A 17495-nucleotide genomic window follows, 5' to 3' on the forward strand; every position below is an offset into this window, starting at 1 on the left:
TCCTAAATGGTGACACGCCCATAGCACCAATTGGTGCAATAATCTACGCCTCTCGAGCTGCTCGTTGCCACCAGGCCCATCTCGGGTCGCCGCTCGATCCCCATCGAGACCTAGTGCTTTGCCACCCCTCCGGTCTTTAGTCTGCCGGCCTATTTACAGATGAGCTGAACTGCCGTTGGATGTATGAGCGCTGCCATCCCCTCGGTCGGGACAGATAGCCAAGACAGCCCTGGCTTTGACGAGATCAATGTTCGACAATTCCATCCGCATTGCCTATGACGCATAAACGTCCGCCAGTTTTACTTGCCCGAGATCCCCATGAACAAAAATTCCCCATCCCACCTGTCAAATGGCGTCCTCGGGCTCGATTACGGCGTAGCTCTCGGATTGGTCGGAACTCTCGTCTTTTTCGTGATAAGCGGGCTGGTGTCGTTCTATAATCTCCAGGCTTTGGATGATGGCAATCAACGTATCGTCCGAACTCACGTTGCAATTGTGGCGCTCGACGAATTGCTGTCGCGGGTTCAGGATGCTGAGACAGGCCAACGCGGCTTTCTTTTAACCTTCAACGATAGCTATCTCGGGCCATACAATGCCGCGCTGCAGGCAATACCCGTCAAGTTCGATGACATAGACCGACTAACGGCTGACAATTCTGGGCAAGGGCAGCGGCTCGCGACGTTGAAACGGCGTGTCGCTGGCAAGCTCGATGAGTTGCAGCAAACGATTGACCTGAGACGCAGCCAGGGGCTGGATGCCGCAATGGCAATCGTGAATACCGACCGTGGTAAGGAGGAGATGGACGCGATCCGGGCGCAGATTGCCGCTATGGCGCAACGCGAGGGCGAGGCCCGTGTCCAGCGGATTGCCGAAATGAAGAGCGCCCAGCAAACCGCACTCGCGAGCACGATATTATCTGGCCTGCTTGGTGTTATGCTAACCATGGCCATCGGTTTCCTGATCCGGCGCGCGACGTTTGCCCGCCGGCGCGACGACTGGCTGCAATCCGGCCAGGTCGAGCTCGCGGCCGCTATGATGGGCGACCAGCCGATCGAGCAATTGGGCAACAGCATCTTGGAGTTCCTGGTGCGATACGTCGGCGGTGTCGCGGGGGCAGCATTCGTCGGGACCGGCGACGAGTTTCAGCGTGTGGCGGCTTACGGTGTGCCTGACGCGACGACTGTACCCGCCCGCTTCCGTCAGCGCGAGGGACTTTTGGGTCAGGCAGCGGCGGAAGGTCGGCCTATGGTGTTCGGTGAGGTTCCGGACGGCTATCTTACTTTCGGCTCGGCGCTCGGCCAACACAAACCCGGTCACATCGCGATCTTCCCCGGCGTAGTTGATGGCGACGTCAATTCGGTGATTGAAATCGGCTTTCTGCGCGCCGTCGACCCGCGTGTCGAGACCTTTCTCGCGCGGGCGTCCGAAGCCGTTGCGATTGCCGTGCGTTCTGCCACTTATCGAAGCGAATTGCAGAACCTACTAGAGGAAACACAGCGCCAGTCCGAAGAGCTTCAGACGCAGAGCGAAGAACTGCGGGTGTCCAACGAAGAGCTTGAAGAGCAAGGTCGTGCGCTGAAAGAATCCCAGACACGCCTGGAGCAGCAACAGGCCGAACTCGAGCAGACAAATTCACAGCTTGAACAGCAGACGCAAGAGCTGGAAGCGCAGCGCGATAATCTCGAACGTGTCAATGCCTCGGTCGAGCTCAAAGCAAGAGAACTGGAGCAAGCGAGCCAGTACAAGTCGGATTTCCTCGCCAACATGTCGCATGAACTCAGGACGCCACTCAATTCGTCGCTAATCCTTGCCAAGTTGCTGGCCGACAATCCAGATGACAACCTCACGGCCGACCAAGTCAAGTATGCCCAGACTATCCAGTCCTCGGGCAATGACCTCCTTAATCTGATCAATGACATCCTTGACCTCTCCAAGATCGAGGCAGGCCATGTCGAAATCAGGCCCGAGGCTGTGGTCGTGGAACGCGTCGCCAATAACCTTCGCCAGATGTTCCAACCGCTGGCGACTGATAAAAATCTCGATTTCGCCGTTGAACTCGCTGCGGATATTCCTGTCGCGATCGAGACGGATCCGCTCCGGTTGGAGCAGGTGCTGAAGAACTTGCTTTCGAACGCCATTAAGTTCACCGGTTCGGGACGTGTGACATTGTCGATTGAGCCCGCGGGCGTGGGACGCATCTCCTTTGCCGTGACGGACACAGGCATCGGGATTGCCGCCGATCAACAACAACGGATTTTTGATGCATTCCACCAAGCCGACAGCACAATCAGCAGACGATATGGCGGGACAGGCTTGGGCCTATCCATTTCACGCCAGCTTGTGCGGCTACTTGGCGGCTCCATCGATCTTACCAGCCGGCCAGGACAAGGCAGCACGTTTACGGTGACTGTGCCGGAGGCCTATGATCCGTCTTTTGTCGTGCCGAGGGATACGACACCTCGTGTTGACCCAGTGACAGTTGGAACGCAGCCTCCGGTTGGACCAGAACGTCACCATCCTGCTCGACCGGCGCCTACCGTCGAAGACGACCGCGCCTCTTTGAGCAGCACCAAGAGGGTTCTTCTCGTGATCGAAGACGACGCGTCCTTCGCGGCGATCGTCAGGGACCTCTCACGAGAAATGGGCTTCCAGTCTCTGGTTGCCGGCACAGCTGAAGAAGCACTGCGCCTTGCAAAGGAATATAAGCCAAGCGCCGTCGTTCTCGATGTCGGCCTTCCCGACCAGTCCGGCCTTGCGGTCCTCGATCGCCTGAAGCACGACGTTGAGACCCGACATATTCCGATCCACATGATCTCGGCTGAAGATCATACGGAGACCGCCTTCTCGCTGGGCGCGGTCGGGTACGCAGTCAAGCCGGTCATGCGAGAACAACTGGTCGAAGTGCTCGAAAAGCTGGAAGACAAGCTGTCCCAGAATGTGCGTCGCATTCTCATCGTGGAGGACGATCCTGTACAAAGCGATGCCGTCGCGAGACTTCTAGGTTCGCGTGGTGTGGAGACGGTGACGGCGGGGACGGCGGCCGAGTGCCTGGAACTGCTCAAGGACCAGACATTTGATTGCATGGTGCTCGATCTCGCGCTGCCCGACGCCTCAGGGTATTCGCTGCTTGAAACTCTGAGCCAGGAAAGCGCCTACGCTTTTCCACCGGTGATTGTTTACACGGGCCGTGAGCTTTCCCAGGACGACGAGCAGCGACTGAGGCGCTACTCAAAGTCCATCATCATCAAAGGCGCCAAGTCTCCAGAGCGCCTGCTAGATGAGGTGAGCCTCTTTTTGCACCAGGTTATCGCAGAGCTACCGGACGAGCAGCAGAAGATGATCCGCAAGGCGCGAAACCGCGATTCCATTCTCGAGGGCCGCCGCATTCTCGTCGTGGAAGATGATGTCCGCAACGTGTATGCTTTGACCAACATCCTCGAACCCCGAGGCGCGATCGTCACGATTGCCCGCAACGGTCAGGAAGCAATCACTGCTTTGGAGAAAGCCTCCCAGCCTGATGCTTCCATGGTCGATCTCGTGTTAATGGACGTGATGATGCCGGTCATGGACGGTCTGACCGCAACGCGAGAAATCCGCAAGAACCCGGCCTGGAAGAAGCTGCCGATCCTGACGTTGACGGCGAAGGCGATGCCCGACGACCAGCAACGCTGCATTGAGGCGGGCGCCAACGACTACATGGCCAAGCCGCTCGACGTGGAGAAGCTGTTGTCCCTGGTGCGGGTGTGGATGCCGAAATGACCGGAGCGGAACCATCCGAGAAGGTCGAGGATATCGAGATCAGGCTGCTGTTGGAGGCGCTATTTCTCACCTACCACTACGACTTCCGCAACTATGCGATGGCCTCGATCAAGCGCCGGTTGCGGCAGGCTCAGCGGGCGCTTGGCTTTGCAACCATTTCGGCCATGCAGGAACGTGTCCTCCACGATGCGTCCATGCTGCCTCGGCTTCTGGGTTACCTGACCGTTCAGGTCAGTGAGATGTTCCGGGATCCGAGCTATTTCAGGACACTTCGTGAAAGCGTTATTCCTCATCTGCGAACCTACCCCTCCTTGAAGGTCTGGATCGCGGGATGCAGCGGCGGCGAAGAGCTCTATTCCATGGTCATTCTTTTCCGGGAGGAAGGTCTGGAAGAGCGCACGCTCTTTTATGCGACGGACATCAATGCCGAGGCGCTTGCCACGGCGGAAGCAGGTATCTATGCATTGGACAGGGTGCAACTATTTACCCAGAACCATCGAAAGTCCGGCGGGAAATCGTCTCTGTCGGACTATTATCAGGCCGCCTATGGCCGGGCGTCCTTCGATAAGAGCCTGCGGCGCAACGTCGTGTTCTCGGACCACAGCCTGGTGACGGACTCAGTCTTTGCTGAGATGCACCTGATCTCCTGCCGCAATGTGCTTATTTATTTCGATCGGGATTTGCAGGACCGCGCGATCGGGCTTTTTGATGCCTCAATGGTCAGGAAAGGCTTTCTAGGCCTCGGCTCTAAGGAAAGCCTGCGGTTCTCACGATACACCGACACATTCGACGAGTTTGCGCGGGAGGAGAAGATTTATCAGAAGAAAGGTCGGGGATGAGTAGGTCGGAAGCCGTCGTCATCGGTGCATCGGCAGGTGCGTTGGAAGCGCTCTCGGCAATCCTCCCTGGATTGCCAGCGAGTTTCCCGCTACCGATTATGGTTGTCGTGCATATTCCTCCTGATCGACCAAGCGCACTGGCAGATCTGTTCGCTGCCAAGTGCCGAATGATTGTGAAAGAAGCTGAGGATAAGGAGCCTTTGCTCGCGGGCACCATCTACTTTGCACCGCCGGACTATCACCTGCTCGTTGAAGTTGATAAGACAGTCGCGCTTTCCAGCGATGAACAGGTATTTTTCTCCCGTCCATCCATCGACGTTCTGTTTGAAACCGCCGCAGATGCCTACCAGGAGAGGCTCATCGGAATTGTCCTTTCAGGTGCCAATAGCGATGGTGCAAATGGCCTGAGGGCTGTCATGGGAGCAGGTGGCGTCGGATTGGTGCAGAATCCAGGCACGGCCTTCGCGGCGGCTATGCCAGAAGCCGCAGAAAAAATGAACCCTGGCGCCGACGCCATGACACTTGCGGAAATCGCAGAATATTTGAAAAAGGTTTGAGAAATTTATGAACCCTGTGCCTTTCCTGCTTGTCGATGATCTGGAGGAAAACCTCCTCTCCCTTGAAGCGCTTTTGCGGCGTGACGACCTCCTTTTGTTGAAAGCGCGCTCTGGTGACGAGGCGCTTGAGATATTGCTGCATAACGATGTTGCGCTGGCGCTGGTCGATGTCCAGATGCCGGGCCTTAACGGATTTGATCTGGCAGAGCTGATGCGCGGCAACGAGCGCACCCGCCGGATACCTATCATTTTTGTGACTGCGGGAAGCACCGACGCCCAGCGCCGGTTCCGTGGCTATGAAGCGGGTGCAGTCGACTTCATTCAGAAACCGATCGAGCCGGATGTTTTGCGGAGTAAAGTCGATGTTTTTTATGAGCTCTATCGGCAACGCCAACAGCTGGCAGCCCAGCGTGACGAGCTCGCTGCACAGTCGCAGGCTCTCATAGAGGCCGCTGGGCACAAGGATATCCTCCTCAAAGAAATCAATCATCGCATTAAGAACCTGTTCAGCCTGACCGCGGGTCTCATATCCTTGAGCGCCAGGCCCGCCAAAAGCGTGGCGGAACTGGAGGCCGATTTACGCTCTCGGCTGCATGCGCTCTCGCGGGCTCACGAATTGACGATGCCCGATCTTGCCAGCGATGCTAGTGGGGGGCAGATTGCGACGACCGTAACTGCTCTTTTGAGGGCAATCGTTGCGCCACACGATCACGAACTAGCATCCCGAATCGAAATCACCGGAGCAGACGCGCCACTAACCGGTGCTGCACTAACCTCGCTTGCGCTTTTGCTGCACGAGCTGACCACCAATGCGGCGAAATACGGGGCTCTCTGCATGCCCGACGGGAAGCTCACCATCAACGTCACTGCTGAAGACGAGCATCTCGAAATACAGTGGACGGAGGCAGGAGTGCTCCGCGATCAAGGCGCACCTGATCGCGAGGGCTTTGGCTCCACCTTGGAAAAGGCAGCGCTACAAGGCTTGAACGGCAACATCGCACGGCAATGGACTAACGACGGCGTGTCTCTACTTGTAAGAATGCCGCTGCAAGGCCTTGTCAGGGCGTAAAGTGCACCTGATCTTCCTTATCGCTCAGATGACAGAGGGAAGAGAGCTTGCCAATAAGAACGAATTTTTCGCCAATTAACGAGTGATCTCTTGTTTTTTACTTACTGGCTTGATTAAGCACAAGTTCCTCTAGATCATGCACGAACGCTAAAACAGTCTTCATCGATCAGCATGGAAAAGCACACCGAGGAACGCCTCGCCGCCATTGTAGAGTCGTCGTTCGACGCCATCGTCAGCCGAGACCTGTCAGGTATTATTGTCAGCTGGAACGGGGCTGCCGAGAGGATGTTCGGCTATACCGAACACGAAGCGATCGGTCAGTCCATTTTACTCATTGTCCCAGCTGACAAACATGAAGAGGAACTGGAAATCCAGCGCCGGCTCAAGCTCGGTGAACGGATTGAAACCTTCGAGACCTTTCGTCGTCACCAGAACGGAAGGCGGATTCCGATTTCCATCACGATATCGCCAATCAAGAGCCGAAGTGGAGATCTCGTTGGCGCATCGAGTATAGCCAGAGATATTTCTCAGACGAAGGAAAGCGAACGGCGGCTTCAGCTGCTGATGCGAGAGATCAATCATCGCGTCAAAAATCAGTATGCGGTCGTACTTTCGGTGATAAAGCAGACAGCGGCCCGATCAATTTCGGTCGATGAGTTTGAAGCCAGGATTCGCGAGCGCATCATGGCCCTATCTCACTCGCATGATTTGCTATCCCATGTGGATTGGGCCGGCGTCAGTCTTGCAGACCTCGTCGAGCATCAGGTCAAATCGTTCATGAGGATCCGAACGGTCAAGGCGAGCGGACCGGAAATATTACTCAGCGCCAACGCCGTCCTTAATCTTGGTATGGCGCTGCACGAACTGATCATGAACTCTATACGGTTCGGCGCGACAACAGACCATGAGGTGTCTGTTACATGGAGGATCGTTTATGCAGCGAATGGCCACGATCCGATGTTCGAATTGACATGGTCGGAGCCCTCGCATGATTCCAACGATATTTTGGAGCAGCAAGCCGGGTTTGGCTCCCTGGCGCTCCTCCGCATCGTGCCGTCAGCCCTGTCGGCAGAGGCGACTTGGGATGCAGACAGTAGTCAGGTCATTTGGAACCTCTCCGCACCCTTGGCGCATATCAAAGTAAAGGCTGACTGAGGAGCGGAGCAAAACCGATACCTTCTTGTTCTTTCCTTACGCCGAAAACAAAAGGAGGAAACATCATGGACTGGAACCGTGTTGAGGGTAACTGTGAACAGGCCAAGGGCAAGATCAAGGAATAGCGGGGCAAACTCACGGACGATGATCTCGATGTCATCAACGGCAAGCGCGACCAGCTCGAGGGTAAAATTCAGGAGCGGTACGGCTACGAAAAGGACCGTACCAAAAGAGACGTCGATGACTGGTATGGACGCCAAACTTGGTAATTCAGAGGACCCTGCTACGGCGGGGTTTTTCTTTACGAACAATCGCTTAGCGAAGGCGGAACTAATTCGGTGGCGTGGAGTTTGAGACCGCCACGGCACTTCGTGAGAACAAAGCGGGGAAACACCAATGAAAATGCTCATCGCCGCTGTTCTCGCTCTCAGTACCATGACGTCTGCAGTCTACGCGCAGCAGCCTTTAGCTCCGGCAGCGAACTTGTTGTCGCCCTCCTCTATGATGGTCTCTGCACCTTCGAATTCGGCATCGTCGCCGAAATATTCGGTCTTCCCAGACCTGAGATGGGAGAGACCTGGTATAGGTTTGCAAACTGCGCGATCGACGAAGGACCGCTTCGCGCCCACGGCGGTTTCGTGGTGACACCCGATTTCGGGCCTGAGCTGATCGATGAAGCCGACATCATCGTTGTGCCTAGATGGAGTGGCATCGATGAGCCGGTTCCGCAGAGCCTAATAGATCTGCTCCGTAAAGCGCATAAACGTGGAGCACGATTGGCATCGATTTGCTCCGGTGCATTCGTGCTCGCAGCCACAGGCCTTTTGGATGGCAGCACCGCGACGACACATTGGCGATATGCCGAGGCACTACGGTCGCGTCATGCCAACATTTTCGTGGACGATGCTTCTCTCTATCGTACTCACGAGCGCATCTTTACGTCGGCCGGAAGCGCGGCCGGAATAGATCTCTTGATCGAGATCGTCCGTCAAGACTTTGGAACAGAGGCAGCGAACTCGGTGGCGCGGCGTATCGTCATGCCGGCACATCGTAGCGCGGACAGGCTCAGTTTCTGGAGCGCCCCGTTCCGGCCGCACACCAATCATCCGTCGCGCCGCTGCTCGACAGAATACGCGCTGACCTCAAAGCGTCCTGGACGTTGGAGCGAATGGCCGCAGTGCATGAGTCTTCGGACCTTCATTCGCCGCTTTCCCGAGGCGACCGGCGTTCCACCTGGCGATTGGCTTATCGGCCAAAGGATAGAAGCGGCAAAAGATCTCCTGATCGATCGCCGCCAGTCCATTGACGAGATCGCCACCGTGGTAGGGATTGGATCCGCAGATACGCTTCGGCACCATTTCAAGAAGCGAATAGGTCTCAGTCCAAAGGCGGACCAGGACCAGTTTAGCCGCATAAAAAGCGCATAAGGGTACATCTCACCTTATCGCATTTCTTGAAACCGATTTTAATGCGCGGGGATGTTACGAAAAGACGGTAACGTTTTCGTCTCATGATCAGAAGCAGGCCGGGTTGAGCCAGCGGCTGCGAAAACCGCTTTATCTAGAGGCGAGACGCACCGGCATACTCTTTTTCCTGCCACCTACGCTCGATTATATCGGCCTGTGGAGGTGTCCGACCTCTTCTATCCCGGCGCGATGTCCGCGGGAAAATCCGCGAAATTTCGTAAGCGGCTCTGCCCCGATCTTTTTTCTTTACAGAAATGGACTATGAGATACGTCTTCATTAGTTGATTCTCATCAGGGAAAATGACGTGGTTTCCGAAGACGCGCTTGAACACCATACGAAGCTTCTCTCCGCACTCGCGAATAGCAAGCGCCTCCAAATCATGCGGATCATTTCGGAGCGGGAGGTGGGCGTCGGCGATCTGGCTGAAGAGGTAGGTCTGAGCCAGTCGGCACTTTCCCAACATTTGGCGAGACTTCGGCACGATAAGCTGGTTGCGACTCGGCGCGATGCTCAGAACGTATACTATTCAACCAGTCACCCGGGCGTCCGAAAGCTTTTGGAAAGCCTGCAGTCTATCGAACTCAGTATCCATCGAGCCTAAAGCGACAAAACTAATGCGAGTATCTCATCGGTGAGATCTGGGCGCTTGTTGGCACAACAATACCAACATAGCGCGCAATCTCCCCATTCTGGGTTCGAAAGCCGCGGCCAAAGCCAGTCACGAAGACGTAACATCCTTCTGTGTTCATGACCCGATAGGTCTCGTTTTGCGGGCGATCCGTCACGATGCTGTCGCGGATTGTCTTAGCTAGTCGAGGTCTATCTTCAGGATGTACGCGGTCAAGGTAAGCTTCAATCGGCAATCCTTGTGACGAAATCCTTGGGTCCAGTCCGAAGAGGTCCGCGAGCGCCCCGTCCGCGTAGAGAACGTTTTCGGGCACATCTCATGTGAAGAAGCCCGCTTCGGCTGGCGCTTCCCCCGTCGCCTGGGCCACGAAAAGAACCTCATTCAGATCTCGCATATTTACCCGGAAAAGATCACAACAACTGAATTTTAGAGTTGAGTAATTCAACGTCAAGTGCAGCCAAGTGTAAGCGGTGTTTTCCTCTCACATTGACCAAGCTCGATTGGCCATCCCGAATGACACAGCTATGAAATTGATGGCAAGAATGCGCCAATTGAAGACATAAGGTAAACTCATGCGAGCGGGGAAACGTTCTAGCGAGTTGTTGGAGAGTCTGCATGCCTAAACAAACGATCACGGTCTCTCTGAAAGAGAGTTTGGGTTCATTGCAGATCGACTTCCTACAATTCGGTACGCCGCTCCTACAAATCGCAGAGACACTCGGTCCACCGAAAGGGTGGATTACCAACGCGTATGACGAGCCAGTGCCGCTATATTGGCTCTATCCAGGCGGACTGGAATTATCTTTCGAACCGGAACCGCCTTACCGGTTGACTGGATTCAAGCTTTCTCCCGTAGGTAGACATAAAGGAAGGATCACCAACTTCAGTTATTACGTTCGGATGCGCAACGACTTTCCAATGGTCGATACTTCGGTATCTGGATTCCTGCGGAGCGGTTTGTGGGATTTAGAAAAAGTAAGTGTCGGCATCTGCGCTGAACGAAACTATCCTATTCTCGATATTTGTCTCGGATGCCTACGGATACCTTTCTTGATGAATTCGGAAAGGGAAGAGGCACTTGAAGATCAACTTTCCGATAACGACATTGAATTTAAAAAGAGAATTGCCTTACTTGATCCGAATTGCGACTTCTTTGGAGCCTACTTCTCACTTGACGAGGTTGAAGATCAACGATTCCCGAGAGATGGTTGGACGACCATTAGCGGTGAAGAATATCTTCGCCAGCTTGACTTAGTGGAATGAGGGGCTGCTTCGGGCCGACAGCAAACTTCAGCCGCCTGTCCGCCGCGAATAATTACACGGCATCAACTCATCGATCCGATTTTGCTTGTGGCCGTTTACGATAGCGGTGAGCGTGGCCGTCAGAAAGGCAAGAGGATCGACAGCGTTGAGCTTGCAGGTCTCGATGAGCGAGGCGATGATCGCCCAGTTCTCCGCTCCAGTGTCGTGTCCGGCAAAAAGAGCGTTCTTCCGGTTCAACGCAATCGGCCTGATGGTCCGCTCGACGGTATTGTTGTCGACCTCGATCCGGCCGTCGGTCAGGAAGATGCAGAGGCCATCCCAGTATTTGGCGATGTAGGAAAGCGCTTCGCCAAGCGGCGACTTGCCAGCGACGCGAGCACGATGATGCGTGAGCCAGTCCCGCATGTCTGCGATCAATGGCACTGATCGTTCCTGTCGCCTAGCCAAGCGAGCATCGGCGGGAAGACCGCGCAGCTCCGCCTCAATCCGATAGAGTTCACCAATCCGCTTCACACCCTCCTCAGCGATTGGTGCCGAGCCCGTGCGAGTGATCTCGACCAGCTTGCGCCTGGCGTGTGCCCAGCAATAGGCCAGCCGGATGTCGGGACCAACCCGATCCGGTGCGATCAGCCGATTATACCCGGCATATCCATCGACCTGAAGGATGCCCGTGAACCCTTGCAGTATCCGCTCGGCATGGAGTCCCCCGCGACCGGGCGCATAGGTGAAGGCCACACCGGGCGGCGCACCGCCACCCCACGGTCTGTCATCGCGGGCCAAGGCCCAGAAGTATCCGGTCTTGGTCTTGCGGGAACCGGGATCGAGGACGGGCGCACGGGTCTCGTCCATGAACAGCTTGGTGGACCGCTTCAGGTCGGCGATCAGAGCGTCGAAGACCGGGCGAAGCTCGAATGCCGCCCGGCCGACCCAGTCGGCGAGCGTGGAGCGGTCGAGATCGACGCCCTGGCGGCTCATGATCTGGGCCTGTCGGTAAAGCGGCAGGTGATCGGCATATTTGGAGACCAGCACATGCGCGATGGTCGCCTCCGTCGGCAACCCGGCGTGGATCAATCGTGCAGGCGCTGGAGCCTGGGTAACGCCATCAATACAGGCGCAGATCAGGCTTTCCGGTTCGATGATCTCCTCAACGCGAAGAAGATGAGCGGGCAGAGAGCCGCGATTGACGGCACGGGGTTTAGGCTGCGGCTTGCCCTGCGCGCTATCGGCTTCATCTTCGGCATGGATGGCCGCAATGGCCGTTTCCAGGTCCTCCAATGCGAGATCGAATTGTTCAGGATCGGCCTTCTCGGATTTGCGGCCGAAGGCTGCCTGCTTGAAAGCGGCGACCAGCCTCTCAAGCCGCTCGATCCGCTCATCCCTACGGGCTTCACGCGCCTGCGACGCAACCAGCATCGCCTTCAGGGCAGCAATATCGTCTGGAAGATCGACCGCGTCCAACATGGAGAAAGTCTATCAAATTTGATGTAGTCACGCCGCCGGAATTTACGAACCGAGTCATCGTGACGCATCTACTCGATCGCTGTCGGCGCTCTTGTCTCAACGGAGCGGACCCGCCGCCAGTCGAGCCCCGCAAATAGCGCCTCGAATTGAGCATGGCCCAAGGTCATCAGACCGTCCCGGATGTCTGGCCAAGTGAACGTGTGCTCCTCCAGCCGTTTGTAGGCCATCACCAGACCGCTGCCATCCCAGTAGATCAGCTTCAGGCGATCCGCCTTTCGTGATCGGAATACGAAGACCGTCCCCGTAAAAGGGTCCTTGTGCAGCTCATTCTTGACCAGTGCTGCCAGGCCATCGTGGCCCTTGCGGAAATCGACAGGCTTGGTCGCCACCATGATCCGAACCCGGTTCGAGGGAAAGATCATGCAGGAACCGCGCAGGCACGCGCGACAGCGGCAATCCGGGAGGCGGACGCGCCTTCCTCTAACCGGATCGTGACAGCGCCGACGATGATCTCGGGACGGCTAGCTTTCTTGATGGGCGGCTCCGCAACTGGTGGATCGATGACAACCGCCGCGAACTCCACCGCGTTGTCGGGTGCAGGTAGAACCAGTTTGCCCTGCCGTGCCATCGTCTGCCAGGTGGACAGGTGGTTCGGCTTCAGGCCATGTCGCTCTGCAACTTCATTGACCATCGCACCTGGTCGAAGGCTCTCGGAAACGATCTGCGCCTTGATCTCGTCCGGCCAGTGCCGCTGCGGCTCACGCCCAGACTTCCTGGTCGTGAGAAACTCCAATGTACTCTCCATGGAGAAACTCCCGTTGCTCGTCCATGAATAGGCGATCACAGATCAGGGCGACGAGGACAACGTGGGAGCGGAACACCGGTTACAGCCAAGTTTTTACACGGCAAGTAGATGGATGCGTGATCTACCCGACAGGAATTGCGCCTGCTAACCGCGATGACGAAGCAAGGATCAATTAGTTGACCAACGGGATACGGTTGGAGTTGCGGACTTCCCTCGCAAGCTGGCTAAAAGCAGCCGAAGGAGACCGCTCACGGCGGGGGATCGTTAAACTTGTCATCCTTGGCACTACATTTTGACGGTTGATGCACCACGGCAATCGTGCCGGTGTCTACGGCGCGGTTCATTTTCAGGCAACGAAGATGCTCTGTGGCCCAAGTGATTTCTCGGACATGGAAAGCACCGGGCTTTCTGTCACCCGACGCGTCCGATCTTGCGAGGCTAAGACCGTCCGTTGATCGATGTTTGCAAGAATTTGGCGCAGTTCAGGCTCGTCGACCATGACGGCTGCGGCTGCCGGCGATACCCATATCTTGCTACGCTGTCCTTGTTCAGCGAAGGCGTCGGTTTCTTCAGAGCATTTAAGCAAATGCACCCGCTACCGTGAGTGACGTCTCTTCGTTTTTCGCGTAAAGATAGTAGCCGACTGTAGTTTTTCTGATCTTCCCGGACACGCCGCTCTCTTCAAGTGCCTCGCGTTGTGCGGCTCTAAAAGACGGTTCTCGCCGACGGATATTCCCTTTCGGTATAATCCAACGGCCTGTATCCTTGCTCGTGATCAGCAAGATCTCGATTCGGCTGCTGGAAACCCGCCAACAAACAGCCCCAGCTTGTTCGGTGGCAAAGTAGTGCGCCAACGCGAGTTGGTAATGATCGATGGTGAAGTTTTGTGCTGGACGCGTGTCCGCGTGGATTTCAGGTGCGTAGAGGCTGAAACGAAAATCATCCTGCCTAGTCGATCGACCTAGAGAGACCGATCATTTACTGCGCCTCCTACTCTGCAGCTTGGCGGTGCCAAATGCTGGGTGGCTGCTCGATGTGGCTAAGGATTTCGAAATCGCTGATCATGAAATGTTGATCGGAGCCCGGAACTGCAAGCGTCCAGTGGTCGTGGCTCTCCCCGAAGATGGTTGAGACCTCTACGATCGTCGTCCGCCCGTCGTTGTGTTTTTGCGAACGTGCCCAATAGAACTCGTGGGGGAAAACGTCGATCATGGCGCGACTCCTCTGTAGAGGTGAAGTCTACGAACAATCCAATGGCTTGGATAGGAGCCTCTGCACACTTACTGAGCTCTCCCCAGCTTTATGTAAGCAGCGTCGTGTGTCCTTGAGGCCACCTACGGAGAAGTGGTTAAACACGTTGTCAGGTTTGTGGAACCGGTCGATGAGTGATCCATTGTGCCTCCATGAAACTGACACTCACAACATTTATTGGGCTCCTCGCAGGTATCGTGCTGGCCGCCTACCTGATCGAACTGATATCGGCGATAACATAGAGGCGGCTAAGGCAATGACGCAATGAGCCAGTTCCTGATGCAGCAATCTAGTTAGCCATCAAGGGCGCGGAGAATGAATGCCTTGTAGTCGTCGGGACCGAGAGACCTGACGTGGTGGCGACATCCACGGTGGGCGTGCACAGCCAACTATCAGCGCCACTTCTTGAGCAATGCGCCGCGTGCGCCGTGAACAGGATCGGTCCGGGGCAAGGGAAGAGATGCAATCGTCGACAGCATTTTCTCGGTGGCGGCCAACCGTTGAATGTCCGCGTGTTGCTCCGGAGGATAAGCTCCAACAACCGCAAAATCTTTCGAGCTGCCAAGGTTCTGGTGTCCGGTACCGGCAGGGAGGATCAGGCAATCGCCCGGCGCTACTCTAATCTCCTGACCGTCCGGCCCACCAATCAGCAAGGTTGCCGTGCCACTTTTCACTCCCAGGACCTCATGAGCACCGGTGTGATAGTGCTGATAGTCGAAGACGCCATCCGTCCAGATGCCGGACCAGCCATTCCTCGCAAACAGCTTGTCGAATGCCTCTCCGTCTGCAAGATCGATGTTGTAACGCAAGACGGGAAGCCGCTGATTATTCGGCACCCAGGCGCTCGGTTCAAACATTCTAGTATCGACAAACATCGTCGTTGTTACCTTCAATGTGGAGCTGGTTCGTCGCTCTCGTCATTCAACGAGGGGAGAAAAGTCTCCACATCACGGCGCTCCCGGTCGGATAGAACTGCGACGTGTTCGTTCCAGAACCGGGCAGCTTCAGGAGGATCGCCGTCCCATTCGCGCGATGAACCGAGATTGTCATCAATGACAGCGATCCGGCGGCCGCCGAGGCGCCGGTACTCGTCTGCAAGCTCTTTCGAAGCATTTTTCATTGCAATCACCTCTGTCGCTTCATGATCGCGAGAGGAACTGTTGGGCGCAGCCATCGTTCCAGAACAGGCCCTGGGATTTACATTCGCATTAAACGCAACCGGGGGCATTTGCGCAGACGAAGCGAAGAAAATAGGGATCGTCGAATGCGAGAAAGAGTTTCGCGACTGGGTTTTCCAGTCAAGGTCATGATCCGTGACAACTTGAAAAGTAACGACGCTCGCCGGGCTGCGAGTGATCCTCACCTGAAGGTCTCGCTCGGATACGTCGATCAGATCTTGGATCATCTCGCCAAGCACAAAATCTCGATGTACCGCCTGTCGTCTGACCTTGCGCCCTATGCAACCCATCCCGACATGCCACAGTTCCACGGTATGATTTCGGAAAGCAAAGCGGAATTGGCCGCGATAGGCGCCAAGGCGAGAGCGCTCGATATCCGCCTGTCTTTTCATCCCTCGCAATACGTGGTGCTTAACAGCCCCGATCCTGAGCTGGTGGCCAAGAGCGTTTGGGACCTGTTGAGCCAAGCCGAGATGCTCGACCTGATGGGCCTGGGCCCCGAAGCCGTTCTGGTCATCCATGTCGGCGGCACCTATGGTGACATCGGTTCGAGCCGTAAGCGCTGGGTGGACACATGGCACACATTGCCCGAGCCTGTGCGCAGGCGTCTTGCCCTCGAACATGACGACCTGCGCTTCTCCGCAGCGGACGTCCTGTGGATCCACGAGCAGACTGGCGTGCGGGTCATCTTTGACCATCAGCATTTCTGGTGTCTGAACCCGGAGCGCGCCGACCTGGTCGAAACGTTTGCGAAAGTCATGGCAACTTGGCCATCCGGTCAACAGCCAAAAATCCACTATTCGTCACCCCGTACCGAAATGCGTGAGAAGATCGTCGTCGACAGAATCACCAAAAAGAAGACCGCTAGGCCGATTGCGCCCGTGTTCACCGGCCACGCTGACTTCTGCAATCCCTTCGAGTTCGCAACATTCATGCGGATGGTCGCGGCTTTCGATTTTGATGTGATGCTAGAAGCAAAGGCAAAGGATCTGGCGCTGATACGTCTTCGACCCGATCTCTTGCGATACGCGCCTGATGTCGCTGACCGTTTTGGACTACAGCCGAGTGAAGTCGATGAACTTGCGAATGAAGAAGATGCTGCGATGGAGACTGGCTGAACGTCTTTTCGTCAACGAGCAGCTTGTTCACGTGCTAGAAAACTAGATCGCAAAGCAGCTATCGCGACATCGTGCCGGCGCCATAGATCGGAGCGGTTCTGTTGTGTGCGAACTTCAAGGTCCACAACCTCGTCTTGCCGCAGATTGTTTTCTATAGCCATCATCACCGCGGCGAACGCTCCTTTTATCAGTTCACCGCCACCGAACAGGTCGCTGGCAACCGATTGCCTGACGCCTGGCTCGGCTGCGACTACTGTTTCGAGCGTTTCTACGAGTACATGCGCGGCTGATAGGGGCTCACGCGTCGCCTCTGTGAGTGCGCCTCGACGGACGGAGGGGTCGGCATTATCGCGAAAATTTTTGATCAGCGCCTGCGCAGCCGCCCGGTCATGCTCCGTTGCATCGTCGAGACGAGCAGTTAATGAATCCAGTTGTTCAATGTGCAAGCCATTATCTGCGCCATGCTTGCCCGAAACAGCTAAAGCCATTCGGATCATGGCGATGCCAAATCGCGCTGCGAGCAGCGATGCCGTACTGCCGCCGATCAATGGTTCAGCCCGCCCCGTCAAAGCGAGCAATTCTTCCAGCGGCATTTTTCGCAGCGCCATGGTCTCTATCCCGTCATTTTGGATCACGCCAAGAACCATAAGTTGGTCATTTCCCCGCGTTGGCTCGCAGCTTTCGTATCAGAATATATCCGGAGAGGCAGAAGCAGATCGAATTGGTGAGGATGATGGGCCACTCGGTCTTCAGAATGCCGAAGGCAGACCAAAGGGCGAAGCCGATAACCGTGAGCGTATACATTCGACCCGAGATCGCGGCTGTATCGCCGGTCCTGACGACTTTCCAGACTTGTGGCACGAAACTGATTACCGAGCATAGGGACGCTAGATAGCCAACCAGCAGCGCTATTTCCATGAGTAGTCCTTATTGTCGAATGGCTTG

At 56.0% G+C, this 17495-nt stretch carries 18 protein-coding genes and 2 pseudogenes; 10 read left to right on the top strand and 10 right to left on the bottom strand.

Translation table 11 applies throughout. The annotated features are described in order from the left end of the window. Window positions 1–318 precede the first annotated feature (318 nt). From JNB91_RS17845 to JNB91_RS17880, 8 genes and pseudogenes are all read left to right on the top strand, one after another. Window positions 319–3759, top strand: coding sequence for a response regulator (locus tag JNB91_RS17845; RefSeq protein WP_220326855.1), 3441 nt, complete (start codon window positions 319–321; stop codon window positions 3757–3759). Beyond that, a complete protein-coding gene (locus tag JNB91_RS17850) occupies window positions 3756–4598 on the top strand; it encodes a CheR family methyltransferase (protein WP_220326856.1) in 843 nt (280 codons plus the stop codon). Before JNB91_RS17845 ends, JNB91_RS17850 begins: the two co-directional genes overlap by 4 nt. After that, window positions 4595–5155, top strand: coding sequence for a chemotaxis protein CheB (locus JNB91_RS17855; RefSeq protein ID WP_220326857.1), 561 nt, complete (start codon window positions 4595–4597; stop codon window positions 5153–5155). Before JNB91_RS17850 ends, JNB91_RS17855 begins: the two co-directional genes overlap by 4 nt. Before the next feature lie 7 nt (window positions 5156–5162). Next, entirely contained in the window at window positions 5163–6224 is a 1062-nt protein-coding gene (locus JNB91_RS17860; RefSeq protein WP_220326858.1) for a response regulator, read from the top strand. A gap of 171 nt (window positions 6225–6395) precedes the next feature. After that, window positions 6396–7379, top strand: coding sequence for a sensor histidine kinase (locus tag JNB91_RS17865; RefSeq protein ID WP_220326859.1), 984 nt, complete (start codon window positions 6396–6398; stop codon window positions 7377–7379). A 65-nt stretch (window positions 7380–7444) separates the two neighbouring features. After that, window positions 7445–7648: pseudogene (locus tag JNB91_RS17870) on the top strand (CsbD family protein). Window positions 7649–7861: 213 nt separating this feature from the next. Next, window positions 7862–8806: pseudogene (gene ftrA / locus JNB91_RS17875) on the top strand (transcriptional regulator FtrA); the annotation flags it as partial. Window positions 8807–9150: 344 nt separating this feature from the next. Continuing rightward, complete coding sequence (locus JNB91_RS17880; protein WP_346269360.1) at window positions 9151–9447, top strand: ArsR/SmtB family transcription factor; 297 nt, start codon at window positions 9151–9153, stop codon at window positions 9445–9447. A gap of 10 nt (window positions 9448–9457) precedes the next feature. Here the strand turns inward: JNB91_RS17880 and JNB91_RS31680 are convergent, their stop codons facing one another. Next, window positions 9458–9787, bottom strand: coding sequence for a PAS domain-containing protein (locus tag JNB91_RS31680; protein WP_220326860.1), 330 nt, complete (start codon window positions 9785–9787; stop codon window positions 9458–9460). Window positions 9788–10089: 302 nt separating this feature from the next. Here JNB91_RS31680 and JNB91_RS17890 point away from each other — a divergent pair, with 302 nt between their 5' ends. Continuing rightward, complete coding sequence (locus tag JNB91_RS17890; protein ID WP_220326861.1) at window positions 10090–10737, top strand: hypothetical protein; 648 nt, start codon at window positions 10090–10092, stop codon at window positions 10735–10737. Window positions 10738–10764: 27 nt separating this feature from the next. Here the strand turns inward: JNB91_RS17890 and tnpC are convergent, their stop codons facing one another. From tnpC to JNB91_RS30800, 7 genes are all read right to left on the bottom strand, one after another. After that, entirely contained in the window at window positions 10765–12198 is a 1434-nt protein-coding gene (gene tnpC, locus JNB91_RS17895) for an IS66 family transposase (protein ID WP_220326862.1), read from the bottom strand. A 68-nt stretch (window positions 12199–12266) separates the two neighbouring features. Beyond that, window positions 12267–12620, bottom strand: coding sequence for an IS66 family insertion sequence element accessory protein TnpB (tnpB, locus tag JNB91_RS17900; RefSeq protein WP_220326863.1), 354 nt, complete (start codon window positions 12618–12620; stop codon window positions 12267–12269). Further along, on the bottom strand, window positions 12617–13003 hold the full coding sequence (locus JNB91_RS17905; protein ID WP_220326864.1) for a transposase: 387 nt from the start codon (window positions 13001–13003) through the stop codon (window positions 12617–12619). Before JNB91_RS17905 ends, tnpB begins: the two co-directional genes overlap by 4 nt. Window positions 13004–13581: 578 nt before the next feature. Beyond that, on the bottom strand, window positions 13582–13857 hold the full coding sequence (locus tag JNB91_RS31685; RefSeq protein WP_223218243.1) for an NUDIX hydrolase: 276 nt from the start codon (window positions 13855–13857) through the stop codon (window positions 13582–13584). Between the two features lie 136 nt (window positions 13858–13993). Beyond that, a complete protein-coding gene (locus JNB91_RS17915; RefSeq protein ID WP_220326866.1) occupies window positions 13994–14215 on the bottom strand; it encodes a hypothetical protein in 222 nt (73 codons plus the stop codon). Window positions 14216–14646: 431 nt separating this feature from the next. Beyond that, complete coding sequence (locus tag JNB91_RS17920; RefSeq protein WP_220326921.1) at window positions 14647–15129, bottom strand: cupin domain-containing protein; 483 nt, start codon at window positions 15127–15129, stop codon at window positions 14647–14649. A 14-nt stretch (window positions 15130–15143) separates the two neighbouring features. Then, window positions 15144–15659 (bottom strand): hypothetical protein, encoded by a 516-nt coding sequence (locus JNB91_RS30800; RefSeq protein WP_223218258.1) that lies wholly within the window; start codon window positions 15657–15659, stop codon window positions 15144–15146. On the opposite strand from JNB91_RS30800, the gene uvsE reads away from it, so the two are divergent. After that, entirely contained in the window at window positions 15651–16550 is a 900-nt protein-coding gene (gene uvsE, locus JNB91_RS17930; RefSeq protein ID WP_262928014.1) for a UV DNA damage repair endonuclease UvsE, read from the top strand. The genes JNB91_RS30800 and uvsE overlap by 9 nt on opposite strands. Before the next feature lie 11 nt (window positions 16551–16561). On the opposite strand, the gene JNB91_RS17935 is transcribed toward uvsE, so the two are convergent. Together JNB91_RS17935 and JNB91_RS17940 are read right to left on the bottom strand one after the other, a co-directional pair. Continuing rightward, the gene (locus tag JNB91_RS17935; RefSeq protein ID WP_220326867.1) at window positions 16562–17197 is read right to left on the bottom strand and encodes a cyclodeaminase/cyclohydrolase family protein; all 636 of its coding nucleotides are present in this window, start codon (window positions 17195–17197) and stop codon (window positions 16562–16564) included. A 7-nt stretch (window positions 17198–17204) separates the two neighbouring features. Continuing rightward, window positions 17205–17468: a SemiSWEET family sugar transporter gene (locus JNB91_RS17940; RefSeq protein WP_220326868.1), complete on the bottom strand. Its 264-nt coding sequence runs from the start codon at window positions 17466–17468 to the stop codon at window positions 17205–17207. Between the last annotated feature and the right edge of the window lie 27 nt (window positions 17469–17495).

Origin of the sequence: Aliirhizobium wenxiniae (assembly GCF_019511445.1) — a bacterium.
Classification (GTDB): Bacteria; Pseudomonadota; Alphaproteobacteria; order Rhizobiales; family Rhizobiaceae; genus Neorhizobium; species Neorhizobium wenxiniae_A.

Bases quoted from the DNA above. Each gene is read 5' to 3' on its own strand.
- JNB91_RS17845 (WP_220326855.1), top strand. From the start codon at position 319: ATGAACAAAAATTCCCCATCCCACCTGTCAAATGGCGTCCTCGGGCTC.
- JNB91_RS17850 (WP_220326856.1), top strand. From the start codon at position 3,756: ATGACCGGAGCGGAACCATCCGAGAAGGTCGAGGATATCGAGATCAGG.
- JNB91_RS17855 (WP_220326857.1), top strand. From the start codon at position 4,595: ATGAGTAGGTCGGAAGCCGTCGTCATCGGTGCATCGGCAGGTGCGTTG.
- JNB91_RS17860 (WP_220326858.1), top strand. From the start codon at position 5,163: ATGAACCCTGTGCCTTTCCTGCTTGTCGATGATCTGGAGGAAAACCTC.
- JNB91_RS17865 (WP_220326859.1), top strand. From the start codon at position 6,396: ATGGAAAAGCACACCGAGGAACGCCTCGCCGCCATTGTAGAGTCGTCG.
- JNB91_RS17890 (WP_220326861.1), top strand. From the start codon at position 10,090: ATGCCTAAACAAACGATCACGGTCTCTCTGAAAGAGAGTTTGGGTTCA.
- tnpC (WP_220326862.1), bottom strand. From the start codon at position 12,198: ATGTTGGACGCGGTCGATCTTCCAGACGATATTGCTGCCCTGAAGGCG.
- tnpB (WP_220326863.1), bottom strand. From the start codon at position 12,620: ATGATCTTTCCCTCGAACCGGGTTCGGATCATGGTGGCGACCAAGCCT.
- JNB91_RS17905 (WP_220326864.1), bottom strand. From the start codon at position 13,003: ATGGAGAGTACATTGGAGTTTCTCACGACCAGGAAGTCTGGGCGTGAG.
- JNB91_RS17915 (WP_220326866.1), bottom strand. From the start codon at position 14,215: ATGATCGACGTTTTCCCCCACGAGTTCTATTGGGCACGTTCGCAAAAA.
- JNB91_RS17920 (WP_220326921.1), bottom strand. From the start codon at position 15,129: ATGTTTGTCGATACTAGAATGTTTGAACCGAGCGCCTGGGTGCCGAAT.
- JNB91_RS30800 (WP_223218258.1), bottom strand. From the start codon at position 15,659: ATGATCCAAGATCTGATCGACGTATCCGAGCGAGACCTTCAGGTGAGG.
- JNB91_RS17935 (WP_220326867.1), bottom strand. From the start codon at position 17,197: ATGGTTCTTGGCGTGATCCAAAATGACGGGATAGAGACCATGGCGCTG.
- JNB91_RS17940 (WP_220326868.1), bottom strand. From the start codon at position 17,468: ATGGAAATAGCGCTGCTGGTTGGCTATCTAGCGTCCCTATGCTCGGTA.